Raw genomic sequence first — 16,849 nt, 5'->3', positions numbered from 1 at the left:
TATCAACAAAAGAATAGAATCTGCTCTTCCCACATCCCTGATAAATATCATGTAATCACGCACAAGAATGTAGAGATTTGCTTCATTATTTTGGTGAGCTTTTTTTGATATTTATCTATTGAAAATAGTTTAAGCTCATATTCAGGAGGTGCTAAACGCAATAAAAGTATATCATAAAACCAATAATCAGCTATACCAATACACATAATAATGAATACAGCAATTAACATTCCCAGCAACATGAGCCCATAAGTGTATTCATCTCGTTCTCCCTACAAAACTGGAGCTTCGTAAAAACCTATATCTCCGTCGCATAAAGCCATAAAGAATCTTAAAACCAAACGTTACCAATACCAACGCCCCTCCCTTTGCCATACAATTTGTGAGAAAAAACAGGGTAACGAATAAACAAAAGGAAAAGAAAAACTATAGAAGACCAACTCGCCTCGTATACCCGTTCATTTTTGGGATATAAGCTGCTTTTCGTTTAAACTTGCTTCTTTTTTATCTTGTTTATTAACAGATATACACTCCCCTTTCCCCTCTTACTTTTAGGTTAAAATCCTAAAGTTATCGCGCCTTGTATTTTGTATAGCTATAAAAATACAAGGGAAATTTATTCATGATACGTTGTGCCGTAAAACTTCATCCTTTAACGTTATATAAAGCACGCTTCACTTAACGAATAAAGCGTTTTCTAAAATAGAACAGCAAATAATGCTAAACTTTTCCCATCCATGTTTCGCTTCATAAACGCTTCTTCCAAGTGGAAAACATCACAACAAACATGCCCTACAATTGATAAAGCTTAATCGCGTGAAAGAGCGACAACAGGGTCAAGCCGTGAAGCTTGCCGCGCTGGAGAAAAACCAAAACAGATTCCAATGAGGGTTGAAAAAGTAAGGGATAAAATGATCGAATCAATCGTATAAACCAAGTGGATAGGCGCTTTAAACAGAAGAAATAAACCACCGATAGAAAGCCCAAGCAAGATCCCCAAACCACCACCAATGACACAAACCAACACCGCTTCAATGAGAAACTGCTGCAAAATATCACTTTGGCGTGCACCAACTGCCATACGCACACCAATTTCATTGATCCGCTCAGAAACGGTGACCAGCATAATATTCATCACCCCAATACCACCCACAATCAGGGAAATAGCTGCAATTGAAGAAATTAAAAGTGTTAAGATATGTGTACTTTCCATGATACGTTCACGAAAGAATTCTGAATTTCTAATGAAAAAATCTTCTCCACCATGCCGCATAATGAGAAAACGTTTCACCATGTTTTCCGCTAAATGTGAATCGACATCATCAGCAATCCTAACGGTAATCGCACGAACTTCTGTTGTGCCAAGAAAACGCGTTTGCACTGTTGTATAGGGCAAATAAAGCTGTAATGTATTTGATGTATTTCCATTTGCGTTATTTTGCGAATCAACAACACCAATAATGCGCGCTGGAACATTACCCACAAGCACCACTTTGCCAAGGGGGCTCTCATGGCTATGGGGAAAAAGAACAGACAATGCTTCTTTCTCAATCACGAGATCAACCGCCCGATCATGCACACTTTTTTGATCAAAAAACTGTCCTTTGAAAACTTTAAGCCCCTGTGTCTGAAAGAATTGTTCTCCCACCCCCACAATGACGGCATTGACTTCAACTGCACCAAAACGCACTTTCGAACTTGTTGAAATCTGAGGCGTTACACCAGAAACATAAGGTAACCCAGACAAGGCTTCTGCATCAGCTTCAACAAGAGTTGTTATTTTCTCTGCTTGTGGATCAGAAAAACTTTTGCCAGGTAAAATTGTTAATGTATTAGCACCCAAGCTTTTAAAATTTTCCAAAATTTTCTCTCGTGTACCATTTCCCAAAGCCACCATAGCAATAATCGCCCCAATACCGATAATCACCCCAAGCATTGTTAAAAAAGTTCGCATTCGATGTGCATTCATTGCCAACAAAGCCATAATAAATGCCTCACGAAACCGCTCAACAAAAGACCGAAAAGAGCCAAGCTGTTGTTTAACTTTTAGTTTCTGTTTTTCATAAAAAGATTGACTATCCGTTTTTATTTTTGCCCCCGCTGCTCTTTTCTTTGCAACCTTTGTCATACTGTCAGCAATAATTTCTCCATCACTGATTTCGATAATACGCTCTGCTCTTTTGGCCACCTGCATATCGTGAGTTACAATGATAATAGTACGACCTTCTTGATGAAGCTCATCCAAAATACGCAACACTTCCTGTCCACTCTGTTTATCCAGTGCACCAGTTGGCTCATCGGCAAGAATAACCTCCGCATTATTCATCAACGCTCGAGCAATAGACACCCGTTGTTGCTGACCACCTGAGAGTTGATTTGGACGATGATTCACCCGATCACCCATGCCCAAGCGCGTTAAAAGATCTTGTGCACGCTTTTTCCTTGCTTCCACAGCACATCCTGCATAAATAGCCGGAATTTCAACATTCCCAAGAGCTGTCAACTCATTCAACAAATGATAACGCTGGAAAATAAAACCAAAATGATTGCGCCGCAAAGCCGATAATTCATCAGCTGAAAGAGAAGCTGTTTCTTTCCCTGCAATCCAATAACGACCAGAAGTTGCCCGATCAAGACAACCTAAAATATTCATCAATGTGGATTTTCCTGAACCAGAAGCTCCCACAATCGCTACCATTTCACCGCGCTTAATGGTAAGATTGATGTCCTTCAAAACAGTAACAAATGTTTCGCCCGCTGGAAATTTACGTACAATATTTTCCAACACAAGGACAGCATCTGCTTGGTTTGTGTTCATGGTTTAAATCTCGTCTTCACTATGCACGTCAGAAGGTTCTGGCATCACCCCATCAGGCGAGCCAGTGATAACGACATCACCCTCATTAAGTCCTGAAACAATCTCTGCCATCACCTTATTATTCAATCCAACGCTCACCTGTTTAGTAACCACCTTGTTTCCCCCCTCCAAAACAGAAACCCATGCCTTATGCTCTTTTGTCTCATCGCGTAAAGCATCGCTTGGAACCAACAAGACATTTTGAGCACGCCCTAAGATAATATGAACTTGAGCAGTCATATAGGTTCGCAAAAAATTGTCCGCATTATCAACATGTAGAATTCCGTTATAATAAATAGCTGATGAGATTAAAGCACTAGACCCCCCTACCATACCAGGGTTAATACTCACATCAGCACGAATTGCTTCAGGAGCCGGCTCTATCTTTTCTAAAACGCCCTCATAACGACGCTGCGAATTCCCTAAAACTGTAAAATAAAGTGGTTGTCCAGCCTGAATTTTAAGAACATCAGCTTCTGAGATTTGCGCCTTGATCGTCATCTTTGACAAATCGCCCAAAATAACAATTGTTGGCGCCGACTGAACCGCATTCACGTTCTGTCCTTCTTCCACAACTGTTGCCAAAACCGTTCCCGCTGAAGGGGCAATGATGCGTGTATAACCTAAATTGACCTCTGCACTATCCACATCAATTTGTGCTTGCACAATCTGCTGTTGAAGTTGAGCAATTTGCGCCTCACGTATTTTTACTTGTGTCGCAGCATCATCGAGATTAGCCCGTGAAACCGCACGTGACTCGATCATTTTTTTCTGACGTGCTAAATTTTTCTGCGCAAGAGAAAGATGGGCTTCTTGTTCTACCAAACTCGCATAATAGTGAGATAATGCTGCTTTTTTTCTTTTTAAATCATTTTCTTGATCTGTAGGATCAATTTCTGCCAAGAGATCGCCTTCTTTCACAACACTCCCAGGAGAAACGCGCATTGATACCACACGCCCTGTTGCACGCGCACCAACAGCCACCAACCGATAAGGACGTACAAGACCAGAAGCTAAAACACTTTCCTCAATATCCCCACGCTTCACCACCGCTGTTATATAAGTTGGGCTAGATGTTCCAAAAACAACAGAACGCAACCATAAAAACAAGAGAAGAAGGAATATGGCAGTTAAAAAGAAGGAAAGTTTTTTGTGTTTTGTAATGAAATTTTTGAGTAGACTTTTTTTCATTTCCCTACCTTTGCACGCGAACGAGGTGCACCATCAACGACTTCCGGACGTGATACATCAACAACGCCATCCCAGCCCCCCCCCAATGCTTTCATCAACGTGATATATTGCGTAACCAAAGAAACACGGCTATCTTTAAGTGCCATTTGTGCAGAATAATAAGAGCGATCAGCGTTTAACAATTCAAGAAAACTGGTATTTCCATTCTCAAAAAGGCTCCGTGAAAGTTTTAAGGAATGAAGAGAAGCTTTATTCGCAACGATTAGCTTTTCTAAGCGTTGATGTTCTTTAGTTAATCTTACCAGCGCATTTTCTACATCTTCTAAAGCTCCCAACACAGCAGCCCGATAAGTAATAAAAGCTTGATCACGTTGTGCACGCGCAACAGCAATAGAAGCCTCAACCTGACCTCCATTAAAAAGAGGTAAACGAAGACCAGGTCCAAAAGACCAGCCAATCGTTGAATTTTTCCATAACTGATCAATCGCCGTTGCGGCTGTCGAAATATTACCTGTTAAAGTAAGTGATGGATAGCGATCTGCTTCACGCTGACCAATCCGCGCTGTTGCTTGCGCGTATTGACGCTCTGCCCGTCGCAAATCCGGACGTGTTAACAAAATATCGGCTGGAATTCCTGCTGGTATCGGCCAGCGTGGTTGTGGAATCTTTGCATGTTTAGCATTTTTTTGTAAAAGATCCTTCAATGCCGTAGGCACACGACCAGTTAAGACAGAAAGGCGATGAACGCTCATTGCTAAATTCGCTTCCATCTGTGATATATCCGCTTCTGTATTTGCCATTTGCGCTTGCGCATTTGAAACATCAAGCTCAGAAACATCACCAGCTGTTAATCTAGCGCGCATCAATTCATAGGTTTTACGCTGTGATACAGCAATTTGTCGCACAATCAACAACTTCTGTTGCCAACCACGCATTTGTACATAATTTGTTGCCACATCTCCTAACAATATCACCATGGTAGCGCGCATATCTTCCACAGCCGCATCAAGACCATAACGCGCTGCTTCAACCGCTCGTTTATGCCCACCAAAAAAATCAAGCTCCCAGCTTGCATCAAAACCACTATGATATTGGTTTAACAATGCATCAGACTGTCCAGAATGACTACGGGTTCCTGAAATTGAATTGGACACATTTGGCAAAAGAGTTCCTACAACCTGTCCTAAACCCGCACGCGCCTCACGTACCCGAGCTTTGGCAACAGCAACATTATTATTTCCAGAAATCGCATAATCCATTAACGCATCTAGAACGGGGTCATTCAAACGCCGCCACCATCCGGCAAGCGCAACTGACTGCCCAGACGCCTGTGCAGATTTTTCTCCCCAAACTGCTGGAACACGAAAAGATGTTTTCTGGTAATTAGGACCAACCATACATCCTGACAAAAGCAAACACAAAAAGATACTAGAAAGTAATCCACGAGAAGCGCCCCTTTTGAGATTTCTGATATACATCTAGTCTCCCGCATTCTTTCAGAATCATTATTTAATATTAATACTTTATTTACTTCTTATTTCAAACTTAACGTGAAAAATCAAATACAGTTTGCACAGGAATATGATCTGAAGGACGTTCCCATCCGCGTGCATCACGAAAAATCGAAAGATCTACAACAAAAGGTGTTAAATCAGGAGAAGACCAAACATGATCAAGCCGCCGCCCATAATCGGTAAATGCCCAATCGCGTGCACGATAACTCCACCATGTGTAAAGCTTGGTAGGAACAGGGATATGTAACCGCATCAGATCAACCCATCCACCTTGACAGCATAAAGCTTTTAAACGCTCGGTTTCAATGGGAGTATGGCTTACAACCTTCAACAATTTCTGATGAGACCAAACATCCTCTGCCAAAGGAGCAATATTTAAATCGCCCACCAAAAGAGAAGAAAGACCATCTCCTTGATCCGCACATACGGAGGACATTTCTTCTAAAAAATCAAGCTTATGCCGAAATTTTTCATTCACATCAGCATCAGGAATATCTCCCCCAGCAGGAACATAAAAATTATGAATCCGCAAGCTTCTCCCATGGGCTTCCACAATAACTGAGATATAGCGACAATCTTGGTTTTGGCAAAAGAAACGCTTTTCTACCTTTTTAAAAGGCAACCGAGAAACAATAGCCACCCCGTTATAAGATTTTTGTCCACTCAATGCGATATGCTTATAACCCGCCGCTTCAAAAGCCTCCACTGGAAATAAAGCATCTGGACATTTTGTTTCCTGTAGACACAAAACATCTGCGGAAAAGAGTTCCAAATACTGAAAAACCTGTGCAAGACGCAAACGAATAGAATTAATATTCCAAGTTGCAATACGAAAGAACATCCATTTCAATCCCAATGAAATAACACAGCACTATTTCTTTGAAGGAAGTGTAAACATTCCATTAGCGAAGCGGACGTCCGTCCGCACATTCATAATCTGCACAGTAGTTTCCAAATTTTGTTGGTCAACAATTGTCCACTGGCGCAAAGCAGAGCCTTTAGAATCAAAAACCATCCTTATTTGCCCTGCCCCAATCGTTTTATCACGCAGAACAATCGTCACAGCCCCTGGATCTTCGCGAAATGCCAACAAGCGCCCAGAAGATACATCAATTTTATCACCCAACAGAAACTTCATTGGCGTTTGCGAAAGTTGTGAAAAATTCCAAGTATTCAAAGCCCGATTGTTAATACCTACAAATTGACCATCTGCAATAATCTGTAAGGGCATTTTTTTGTAAATGAAACGAATTTTCCCTGGACGCTCTAGGTAAAATGTCCCCTGAGACATTTTCCCCTTTGGACTAAACTGAATAAAATCACCTGTCATTGTTTTGATTGCCGCAAAGTGATTTACAACATTTTGCGCCTTTATCACTTTATTAGACGCTTGCGAAAAAACAGGAAAAGTTAAACACCAAAAGATAATAATTCCCACCAACCCAAAGACTCTTCTTTGCGACAAAAAAGACGTTTTCATAAAAAAATGCTCCCAAGCAATACTTAATTGACTTTATAATTTATAACTTAAGTAATCAACGATGAATAAATACCCTTCTTTATAAGATAACGATATTGTTTGAAAAAACTATCAAAAGATTTTTAAAAGTATTCTTCTTCGACCGTCCCCAAAACTTTCCGCTTACCCATATCATTTGCTGGACTAATAATGCCTTCTCCTTCCATCCTTTCAATCAATGTTGCGGCACAATTATAACCAATACCTAAACGGCGTTGAATATAAGAAGTCGAAGCCTTACTGTTCACGAAGTACAACTGCCACAGCTTGACTATAGGAATCATCTTCTAAAGAAAAAGCTAAAGAAACATCCTTCTTTATTTCTTGCGGTATCGTTTCCAAATAATTAGTCTGCGTTTAAGTTTCCGAAAGCATCCAAATTTCCCGTTTTTCTGCTGATTTTCTAAACGCATAATATATTCTTTCCCACCCCTAATCTGTGAAGCAACATAAATTATAGTCAATACATAACGGATTAAGTACTAAACATATTGCTCACGCACCTGAAAACTCTTTTAAGTGGCAAAAATGCTTTTTTGACTTCCTTCCAATCCAAAAGAATAAAAATTTTCACCCGAACCAGTCTGTAAACAGTTTGGAGTTTAGCAGATTTCACTTGGCTTCCCACCCCATATGATTCATTTATATAAGGCTCGACAGATAAGCCTTGCCCTCAATATTTAGAGCGCACTAAAAAAAACACTTAAATATCAAGCCTTACATGCTTTTATACCCCTACATTCGCAATGACATTATTTTATACCAAGATATTGATTTATAATAATTTATCTTTTTAACTTAAATCATAACGCCAAATACAGGAAGGTTCTCTCATCACATACTTTCTCATATCGAATCAATTGAAATCATTTTCTTGCACGTTACAAGCAAGGTTGGTGTGTGGATAAAAATTATATAAGATAAAGAATCCCCTTATAAAGAGTCTCAAGTGCCAAGGAGCTATCGCAAATCGAGAGCTGGTGTATGAAAATGCAGAATTTCTACGATAAAGTGGGATAAACACTTGTTTTATAAGATATTATAAAAACAACTATAAAGATTTTTCAAAAGCGTTCTTCTTCGGCAGGCACTAAAATTTCTCGTTTCCCTGCGTGATTTGCTGGACTAATGATACCTTCTTCTTCCATCCTCTCAATCAATGTCGCAGCACGGTTATAACCAATGCCTAAACGGCGTTGAATATAAGAGGTCGAAGCCTTACGATCACGAAGCACAATAGCAACAGCTTGACTATAGGGATCATCTTCTGAAGGAGAAGCCAAAGAAACATCAGCACCATCCTCTTCAACTTCTTGCGTAATTGTTTCCAAATAATCAGGTCGTGCTTGCGCTTTGAGATGCGCAACAACCTGCTCCACTTCATCATCCGCAACAAAAGGACCATGCACACGTTGAACACGTCCTCCTCCCATCATAAAAAGCATATCTCCTTGTCCCAATAATTGCTCAGCCCCCTGTTCACCTAAAATTGTTCGGCTATCGATTTTTGAACTCACCGAAAAAGAAATACGTGTAGGAAAATTGGCTTTAATCGTTCCAGTAATAACATCGACGGAAGGACGCTGTGTCGCCATAATTACATGGATACCGGCAGCACGTGCCATTTGTGCCAAGCGTTGAACCGCGCCTTCAATGTCTTTACCAGCAACCATCATCAAATCAGCCATTTCATCAATAATAACAACAATATAGGGCATAGGACTAAAATCAAGCGTTTCCGTTTCATAAAGAGGCTCACCAGTTTCATGATCAAAGCCCACTTGAATTGTCCGCGCCATTGTCTCTCCCTGACTTGCTGCTTCCCTAAGACGTGCATTAAACCCATCAATATTACGAACGCCCAGTTTTGACATTTTACTATAGCGCTCTTCCATTTCACGAACAGCCCACTTTAAAGCAATCACGGCTTTTTTAGGATCTGTCACCACGGGCGTTAATAAATGAGGAATGCCATCATAAACCGAAAGCTCAAGCATTTTCGGGTCCACCATAATGAGACGACATTGTTCAGGTGTCATCCGATAAAGCAATGATAAAATCATTGTATTGATAGCAACAGACTTTCCCGATCCTGTTGTCCCAGCAACCAAAAGATGGGGCATTTTTGCTAAATCTGCAATAACAGCTTCCCCCCCGATTGTCTTACCCAAAGCAAGCCCTAATTTTGCTTTGCTTTCAATAAATTCTTGCGCCTGCAACATTTCTCGTAAATAAACCATCTCACGCTTTGTATTGGGCAATTCTATTCCAATCACATTACGCCCTGGAACCACCGCAACACGCGCCGAAATCGCACGCATCGAGCGTGCAATATCATCTGCCAAACCAATAATACGGGAAGACTTAATGCCGGCAGCCGGTTCAAATTCATACAAAGTTACCACCGGTCCAGGACAAGCATCAATAATTTGCCCCTTGACTCCAAAATCTAACAAAACCCCTTCAAGTTCCTGAGAATTTGCTCTTAAAACAGCAGGAGAAAGTTTTGCATCCCTAACAGACGGTGGTGGAACCGAAAGATAATCTACAAGAGGAAGAACAAAACCACCATTTGAAGAAGCTGTTAAAGACTTTCGATTTTTAACAGGAGAAACATAGGCTTTATTTTGATTTTCCTCACACTTTACTTTTTCACCCAAAAAAGTTGGCTCAATCCGATCAAATGACTTTCCTTGCCCCTTACTCTGAAAACGGCTTTTGAAACAGAACAAACGAAAGAAACGCGCTTGTAAAAAATAAAAAAGATGTAAAAGAGCGCCAAAAGTTGTCGCAAAAAAACCATGATTTTCACGATCATCCTCTGCAGCATATTCCGTATCTTCTTCCAATTCAAAAACTGGATTAACAATTGCGTCTTTTGGAATGCTTTTTTCTTTTCTTTTCTTTGTTCGACGCCGCCATATCACATTGCCAGCAAAAGCAGCAGTGAAAAAACCTAAAAGAATAAAAACAACACTAAAAAACACCGTGTAAAGAGGAGAAAGAAAGAGAGGAAAGACTGAAGAAGCAACACTTAAAGCTTTATCTCCTAAAACCCCTCCCAATCCCATTGGCAATGGCCAATAAGTAAAAGAAGCAACAGGTGACATAAGGGCAAAAGCAATTAAAAAACAAATTGTTGATAGCACCCATAAAAAAAAGCGCAAAGTCAAATTGTAGATATTCTTTTGCGCCAACAAGAGAAAAGACCAAAATAATGGCGGCAACAAAACAGCAAGACTTGCCAAGCCAAAAAACTGCATAATAAAATCTGAAAAAATTGCCCCCATCCACCCCATAAGGTTTGTAACCTCATTTGTACTTGCATGGGTTAAAGATGGGTCCGCAACATTCCACGTCGCCAAAGCAAACACACAAAAAATAATAAAGCCCAAAAGCCCAAGCCCAATAAATACCCCTATCTGACGTAAAAACATCTCAATAAGACGCGAACCTTGAGAATTTCGCACTTCTAATGAATCATAAGGAGAAGAACTTCGGTGCATCTATCAATTCCAAATACAAAACTTTCATATTTTAAAGAGTTATAACTCCCTCTCTCTTACAAAAGGGTGAAGCTTAAACTCTGTGCCGATCTGTAAACAAAATAGCCTGTAAATAATCCGACTTCTTATCTAGCGCGTTCTACCTTCTAACCCACTTCATATATCACCACCTTAAGAGACTATCCTTCATAAGGCGCACAAAAAGATCTCCCTGAATATTTATCACAGGATCAACCAAAAAACACCTCATGTGTAAAGTTTTACATGGGTCCTATAGCACCTTCCTAAACAGATGATGTTTTTTACACTACATCATGATAACGGCAAAATATTAATACTGTTTTAACCATCACGAATGAACACAATTTTTTATCTATCATACTAACTAAATATCCCCCTTCAGGACAGGCATACTAAAGTACACTCATACAACTTAAAAAATATACGATCATCTTTGTTTATTTTTAGTTTTCTTTTTTATCAACCAAGTGTAAAAAGAATTGAAGAGGACATTCAAAACAGCTTATCCGATAAATCTGTAAAATGAATCACATAAATGATGAAGCAGAAGAACTCTCAAAAACCAATCTGTCATCAGATTGGCGCCAAAAAAGAACCTCGTTTTTGTAAAGCAGAAAGAAAAGTAAACGTTAAGATATTTTAGGCAATTTAAAAAGATATTCTTTTTAAAAGAAAGCAAACTGTAAACAATGGAAGAAATATTGTGTGTTCTAATCGCAATAAAGACGTAAAACCAAATAAAAAAATTAAATCTCATAAAACAAAACAATGTGATCTTCTCATTGCAGGGGGAGCGGCTGTCGGTTTAACCTTAGCGATAGCACTCAAGCAAACAGCCCCTAATCTGAAAATAAAAATCGTTGATGCTGCTCCACAAGAAGATACTCCTGCTTCTAACATACGAACCATTGCCCTTGCTGCTGCTTCTATTCGTATGTTAAAACAATTACAATGTTGGGAACCTATAAAACCCTATGCGCAACCCATTCATTCAATGATCATCACAGATACAAGCACAAGTGACCCTGTCAAACCCACTCTTTTAACCTTTGAAGGCGACATTAACCCTGGTGAGCCCTTTGCTGCTATGGTAGAGCAGAGAGAACTCATCAACACTTTAAAAAAACGTGTCAAAGATCTCAATATCCCTGTTATTGCAAACACGCGTGTCATTGATTTTCATCAAGAAGACCAACATAAAACCGTCACTTTAAATAATGAAGAGGTTTGGCAAACAAAATTGCTTATTGCAGCCGACGGAGCCCATTCGAAATTACGCCAAAAAGCAGGTCTTAAAAACTTTTCTCATCCCTATAAACAAACAGCAATCATCTGTACAGTTGAACATGAAAAACCCCATAATGGTCAAGCAATTCAACATTTTTTACCTGCCGGTCCTTTTGCTCTTCTCCCTCTCAAAGGCAACCGATCTGCCATTGTGTGGAATGAAGATCATAAAACTGCGCAATATTATCTCAAAGCTAATGCCCTTATTTTTGAAACAGAACTCGAAAGACGCATTGGCCATCGATTAGGCAAACTCTCTTGGAATGGCGAACGTCAAGCTTTTCCTTTGAGTCTTTCTTTAACACGTCAATGCGTTAAACCACGTTTTGCTCTCGTTGGCGATGCCGCCCATACCATCCACCCCATTGCAGGACAAGGACTCAATTTAGGATTACGCGATAGCGCTGCCCTCGCTGAAGTGATTATTGAAACAGCACGACTAGGTCTTGACATTGGCTCCCTCACTGCTTTAGAGCGCTATCAAAGCTGGAGACGTTTTGAAGTTGTCCGTATGGCTTTAAGCAATGATTGGCTTAATAAACTCTTTTCTAATGATAGCCTTCTTTTACGGATGCTCCGCGATACCGGCCTTGGTATTGTTAATCAAGCGCCAAAAATAAAAAAATACTTCATCCAAGAAGCTGCCGGACTCACTCCAAATGCCCCACGCCTTCTACACGGCTTCCCACTTTAAGCAAAAATTCATCCTATTTCACTTTTTTACAACCTTTGCCTCCCTCCTTCAAAGAACAAAAAATTCCTATCTCATCCAATCTGTTTACAAACCAGATTCCTGTCGAGTAATTTTCTCTTGACTTCCTCCTGCCATATTTCACTTAATATAAGACTCGACAAGCGAGATACATTCTAAGAATATTCACCACGCACTGAAAAAAAACATTTAATGTCTCAAAGAGGTTGCCTTATATCACCACACCTTAAAAGAAGCCATTTCACGTCATAACGAAATAAACAAGACCTTTTAGCACACAACATTTTATTTATAATAATAAATTCATTGTTCTCATATTGAGTGATAAATCTAACGATCATAAAATACCCTTAATTCAAATCTCTCTCATGTTGAAGCAATCAAAATCATTCACTTGCACATCACAAGCAGGAGTGTCGTATAAATAAAACAGCAATAAGAATCCTTACCCTCTCAAGTACTAAGGGCTTTAGTAACATTGGAGGTGAGTAAAGTGTATAATGGCGCCGGCTTATATTTTTTATTGAAATAAAAATGGTGGTGTACAAAATGGATTTTATGTAATCATAGGGACTTTTACGTTATACTATTCACGAGAAGCACCATAAAATAAGCTTAGTTGCATTGAAAAATTTTTCTTTTAAAAAAAGCACGTAAATTGGTAACACAACTGTATTCTGTTTGAGGTATTCTGTTCCTCAGACTAACCCTTTAACTTATTGTGGAATACCACACGATTTTAGAAAAAATATTCTAATATATAACAAAGTGTTCCGTACTCTATACCATCACACACAATTGTAAACTTGCATATCACCCCCCCCTATTTCACACCATAAAAGAAGATAAACCGCAATAGAAATGACTCAATCCTTTTATTTTCAAATAAGCTCTTTATTCATTATTCATAAATGCTCATAAATGAATTTTAATCACAAACGCTCAGAAATATGTCATAAATTCTATAAACCCCATAACAGCCATAAAAATTTTTCATTTCCTACACACTCACTCATCTCAACAAAACGAACGATAAATAAAGTAAATGCCTCATATATAATCTTACAGAAAAAAGACCAAACAAAATCTATAACATCAGACTTGTTCTACAGAACAATATTTCAAAAATATAACTATGCTAATTTATTAACTTATTAATTGATAAAATTATCATTTTACATATTAAGTGAAAATCCCCATGCAATAAATTATTCTCATTTCGACCACTTTTGTAAAGAGTCAATAAAACTATAAAAAGAAGTAAAATATCCCCCTCTCTCAAATGCCAAAAGCAATTACAATATTATAATCTGGCATCATCATTATGCTTGCCAGATTATAACAACAAGACCTTTTTCATTTAAATACATTTATTCATGCCCCCTATCATTTTATTTGATCACTCAATACTTTAATATATTCGTTCAGTATATCTATACAATCAAATTACCCAAAAGAGCATACTTCTTACATTTACATTCCTTGGTATTCCCTTATCTTGTAAATATCGCACACGTGTTATGTTACTTCAAGTTCATCAAGTGTATACCCATTCTCCAACCACTCTTTAATCCACTTAGGCCTACGTCCACGCCCATTCCATAATTCCCATTGGTTATTGGGATTTCTATAATGGCGCTCTTTGCTCACAAGATCAGCGATATCAATTCCATGGGCATTAGCAATTTCAAGAATTTTTCGTCGCGCATTTTGCTTTTCCTTTGCTTGCCGTTTTTTTAATTCCATATCGATTTGTGTACGCATCTCTTGTAGTTCATCAAAATTCATATTTTTGAGATCATTCACCTTAATTACTCCCCTTGCAAAAAAGAATTTTTTCTTGCCATATTTTAAACACAATTATAGACAATTTTCGTCTATTTATTATCGAAATTAAAATTACGATACATATATCACTTTGACGGAGATGTGCTTTGGACCACAAAGAACTGTTTATTGGTACATCAATTACCACCACTGCATCTTTTTTCAGTTCAATCGCTGGAACTACTAAATGCAGTGCTCAAACACCATCACACCTCTCTGACTCTCATGAATCAGTAGCCAAAAGTAAATATAAATCGTCACTCTATAAGTTATGGCAATACGCAACAAAGAACAAGCCCTCTCTGTATAATGATAGTGTGGTTCATTATGACAATAAAACCTCCCCTCATACACAACGGATTTTTACTTCGTATAAATTTTTTTTGAAAAGATTTTTGCAACTAGAAAATTATATAAAACAAGCAGCTTCAATACAGTATCAAAGATTATTATTTTTTAAAAGCAGCGCATTTTTTCGTGATTCCAATAATATTGGTTGGCGTAATGTGCTCTATTTTATTCCACACTTTTATCTTGTTGGTTGGATATTCGCATATATTAGAAATATTCTTAGAAGAGAACAAAACAGTAATCACAGGGAATATTCTACGCTAAACAATTTCGTTCTGCAAATTTATAAAATCAAAAGACAACGAAAAAACGCACCACAAAGAATTAGCATTTGTATTAATAAAATTTTTCATAATAAGGTGTATTGCTAATGATTGTTCCAGATTTCACATTTTTTGCTGCTGCATACATATCCAATACGCCTCCCATAACATTTTCAGTTATCGCCGAACAAGAAGCGCGGGACAATGTCTATATAACAGATGATAAAGATAACTTCTTCTATCAATCATCTCAGCTTAAGGAAACAATCGCAACAACTGAACAGTTTAGACAGAGCAAACATAATTTTAACATAATTTTAGGGCAAATTGGTGTTGGAAATGTGAAATTGTTTTCTCTTTTTGATGCATTTGGTTTTTGCAGAAATCTTACAGCTGTACAAAGCGCTTTAACTTACTGCTATGAACAAACAACATCAAAGTGCATCTTTGAAAAAGCGACTTTGCAATCTGTGCTAAATTTTTACAACACAGAAAACTCAAACCACACCTCTATACAGAAAGTTACTTCATATATTGGAGTAAAAGCTGCTGTACGAGGAAATGAAGATTTGCAGGAGCCTGTAAAGCTTAAAAAAGAAGAACCAGAACAGACAACTAACGTAGATTCTCTTCCTCCCTCTTCAAGAGGAGAGGAAGATGCATTTACACATAAAGAAAGTGGCACCAGCGATGCTTTTTCGGCTGAAAATTCTTCTTCATCGAGAGGCTCGCTAGAGTGACAACTGATATTTTCACGAAACCCTAGAATTTTGATAGGATATTATAATGAAAGGTAGATAAGAAAATGTTAAAGCTCTAATTAGTAAGATTGGACAAAATCTCTTCTAATTGAGGGCAAAGATAATGAAAATGATAGAACAAAACAGCGTTGATATAGCATTTAATCAAAAAGCAGCACGTGAGATTACAGTCGTGATGCTTTCAGAAAGAGAATGGTATTTTACGTTTATTTCCGATGATCCAATCACCGGAAAGCCAAATAAATATACGTTACTTACACAAAGAGGAAAACTAAGAACTTGGGCTGATCCAAAATATCTCTTTAAGTTTCTTCATGAACGAGGGGTCATTTGTGGGAGTTTTAATCTTAATCAGGATAAAGAACATGAAACAATTAAATATTCTTCACACAACAGCTCGTAATAAAATTGCTGCATTGTCTGCAGCTTTAACTGTGTTTTTTATGGGTAGTTCAGCTCATGCACAAGCCCAAGCAAACACTTTAACAAATGCATCGAAAGCTCTAACGGATTTACAGACAGATTTAAAAGTGATTATCCCTGTTGCTGCTGCCGTTATCCTCTTGTGCTTAGCAATTGGTTATGCAGGACGCTACATCGGAAAAGACACATTTGTACGGTGGGCAATCGGGGTTGTCATCGCAGGTTCTGCAACCCAACTTGTTACACTGCTATTTAAAACAACGTAATAATGGCATTAATTATAAATACAATATGTTTATTTATATAAAAATATTATCTAGATTTTAATAAGAGTGAAATATGCAAAAGTTAATTAGTGTTCAATCGAAAAGTAACAACAAAATCATCACAATTTCTGCAGCTATGGCTGCGTTCTTTATGAATAGTTCTGCTTATGCACAACAAGCAGCCGTTTTAAAAAATGCATCGACTGCTCTAACAGAGTTACAGGCAGACTTAAAAGTGATTATACCTATCGCTGCTGCCGTTATACTTTTATGTTTAGCAATTGGTTATGCAGGACGCTACATCGGAAAAGACACATTTGTACGGTGGGCAATCGGGGTTGTCATCGCAGG

At 38.4% G+C, this 16,849-nt stretch carries 13 protein-coding genes and 1 pseudogene; 6 read left to right on the top strand and 8 right to left on the bottom strand.

Going from position 1 to position 16,849, the window contains the following annotated elements:
- Positions 1 to 808: 808 nt before the first annotated feature.
- From ACFIKB_RS02015 to ACFIKB_RS01985, 7 genes and pseudogenes are all read right to left on the bottom strand, one after another.
- Positions 809 to 2,818 (bottom strand): MacB family efflux pump subunit, encoded by a 2,010-nt coding sequence (locus tag ACFIKB_RS02015; protein ID WP_375635487.1) that lies wholly within the window; start codon positions 2,816 to 2,818, stop codon positions 809 to 811.
- A gap of 3 nt (positions 2,819 to 2,821) precedes the next feature.
- Complete coding sequence (locus tag ACFIKB_RS02010; RefSeq protein ID WP_375652685.1) at positions 2,822 to 4,048, bottom strand: efflux RND transporter periplasmic adaptor subunit; 1,227 nt, start codon at positions 4,046 to 4,048, stop codon at positions 2,822 to 2,824.
- Positions 4,045 to 5,526: an efflux transporter outer membrane subunit gene (locus ACFIKB_RS02005; RefSeq protein WP_375635485.1), complete on the bottom strand. Its 1,482-nt coding sequence runs from the start codon at positions 5,524 to 5,526 to the stop codon at positions 4,045 to 4,047. The genes ACFIKB_RS02010 and ACFIKB_RS02005 overlap by 4 nt, the downstream gene beginning before the upstream one ends.
- A gap of 67 nt (positions 5,527 to 5,593) precedes the next feature.
- Complete coding sequence (locus tag ACFIKB_RS02000; protein WP_375652684.1) at positions 5,594 to 6,403, bottom strand: exodeoxyribonuclease III; 810 nt, start codon at positions 6,401 to 6,403, stop codon at positions 5,594 to 5,596.
- Between the two features lie 30 nt (positions 6,404 to 6,433).
- On the bottom strand, positions 6,434 to 7,042 hold the full coding sequence (locus tag ACFIKB_RS01995) for an outer membrane lipoprotein carrier protein LolA (protein ID WP_375635483.1): 609 nt from the start codon (positions 7,040 to 7,042) through the stop codon (positions 6,434 to 6,436).
- Between the two features lie 122 nt (positions 7,043 to 7,164).
- Positions 7,165 to 7,429 (bottom strand): annotated as a pseudogene (locus tag ACFIKB_RS01990) (DNA translocase FtsK); the annotation flags it as partial.
- A 716-nt stretch (positions 7,430 to 8,145) separates the two neighbouring features.
- Positions 8,146 to 10,587, bottom strand: a complete 2,442-nt coding sequence (locus ACFIKB_RS01985) for a DNA translocase FtsK 4TM domain-containing protein (RefSeq protein ID WP_375652682.1) — start codon at positions 10,585 to 10,587, stop codon at positions 8,146 to 8,148.
- A gap of 724 nt (positions 10,588 to 11,311) precedes the next feature.
- Between ACFIKB_RS01985 and ACFIKB_RS01980 the strand changes: the two genes are divergently transcribed.
- Complete coding sequence (locus tag ACFIKB_RS01980; protein WP_375644429.1) at positions 11,312 to 12,589, top strand: ubiquinone biosynthesis hydroxylase; 1,278 nt, start codon at positions 11,312 to 11,314, stop codon at positions 12,587 to 12,589.
- 1,536 nt (positions 12,590 to 14,125) lie between these two features.
- Here ACFIKB_RS01980 and ACFIKB_RS01975 read toward each other — a convergent pair.
- On the bottom strand, positions 14,126 to 14,413 hold the full coding sequence (locus ACFIKB_RS01975) for an H-NS family nucleoid-associated regulatory protein (protein WP_375635480.1): 288 nt from the start codon (positions 14,411 to 14,413) through the stop codon (positions 14,126 to 14,128).
- Between the two features lie 128 nt (positions 14,414 to 14,541).
- Between ACFIKB_RS01975 and ACFIKB_RS01970 the strand changes: the two genes are divergently transcribed.
- From ACFIKB_RS01970 to trwL (ACFIKB_RS01950), 5 genes are all read left to right on the top strand, one after another.
- The gene (locus ACFIKB_RS01970; protein ID WP_375644428.1) at positions 14,542 to 15,156 is read left to right on the top strand and encodes a hypothetical protein; all 615 of its coding nucleotides are present in this window, start codon (positions 14,542 to 14,544) and stop codon (positions 15,154 to 15,156) included.
- Positions 15,156 to 15,788 carry a TrwN protein gene (locus ACFIKB_RS01965; protein WP_375644427.1) on the top strand — a complete coding sequence of 211 codons (633 nt, stop codon included), beginning with the start codon at positions 15,156 to 15,158 and terminating at the stop codon, positions 15,786 to 15,788. The genes ACFIKB_RS01970 and ACFIKB_RS01965 overlap by 1 nt, the downstream gene beginning before the upstream one ends.
- A gap of 124 nt (positions 15,789 to 15,912) precedes the next feature.
- A complete protein-coding gene (gene korA / locus ACFIKB_RS01960) occupies positions 15,913 to 16,212 on the top strand; it encodes a KorA family transcriptional regulator (protein ID WP_375647334.1) in 300 nt (99 codons plus the stop codon).
- Positions 16,175 to 16,498: a VirB2 family type IV secretion system major pilin TrwL gene (trwL, locus tag ACFIKB_RS01955; protein WP_375644426.1), complete on the top strand. Its 324-nt coding sequence runs from the start codon at positions 16,175 to 16,177 to the stop codon at positions 16,496 to 16,498. The genes korA and trwL (ACFIKB_RS01955) overlap by 38 nt, the downstream gene beginning before the upstream one ends.
- Before the next feature lie 73 nt (positions 16,499 to 16,571).
- Positions 16,572 to 16,849 (top strand): VirB2 family type IV secretion system major pilin TrwL (gene trwL / locus ACFIKB_RS01950; protein ID WP_375652681.1); only part of this gene is annotated, 278 nt, incomplete at its 3' end.

It is taken from the genome of Bartonella sp. MR110HLJHH (genome assembly GCF_042194225.1).
Classification (GTDB): domain Bacteria; phylum Pseudomonadota; class Alphaproteobacteria; order Rhizobiales; family Rhizobiaceae; genus Bartonella; species Bartonella grahamii.
The sequence above is the reverse complement of the archived record's forward strand: the minus strand, read 5'-3'. Positions and strand labels throughout refer to the sequence as shown.

Bases quoted from the DNA above. Each gene is read 5' to 3' on its own strand.
- ACFIKB_RS02015 (WP_375635487.1), bottom strand. From the start codon at position 2,818: ATGAACACAAACCAAGCAGATGCTGTCCTTGTGTTGGAAAATATTGTA.
- ACFIKB_RS02010 (WP_375652685.1), bottom strand. From the start codon at position 4,048: ATGAAAAAAAGTCTACTCAAAAATTTCATTACAAAACACAAAAAACTT.
- ACFIKB_RS02005 (WP_375635485.1), bottom strand. From the start codon at position 5,526: ATGTATATCAGAAATCTCAAAAGGGGCGCTTCTCGTGGATTACTTTCT.
- ACFIKB_RS02000 (WP_375652684.1), bottom strand. From the start codon at position 6,403: ATGTTCTTTCGTATTGCAACTTGGAATATTAATTCTATTCGTTTGCGT.
- ACFIKB_RS01995 (WP_375635483.1), bottom strand. From the start codon at position 7,042: ATGAAAACGTCTTTTTTGTCGCAAAGAAGAGTCTTTGGGTTGGTGGGA.
- ACFIKB_RS01985 (WP_375652682.1), bottom strand. From the start codon at position 10,587: ATGCACCGAAGTTCTTCTCCTTATGATTCATTAGAAGTGCGAAATTCT.
- ACFIKB_RS01965 (WP_375644427.1), top strand. From the start codon at position 15,156: ATGATTGTTCCAGATTTCACATTTTTTGCTGCTGCATACATATCCAAT.
- korA (WP_375647334.1), top strand. From the start codon at position 15,913: ATGAAAATGATAGAACAAAACAGCGTTGATATAGCATTTAATCAAAAA.
- trwL (WP_375644426.1), top strand. From the start codon at position 16,175: ATGAAACAATTAAATATTCTTCACACAACAGCTCGTAATAAAATTGCT.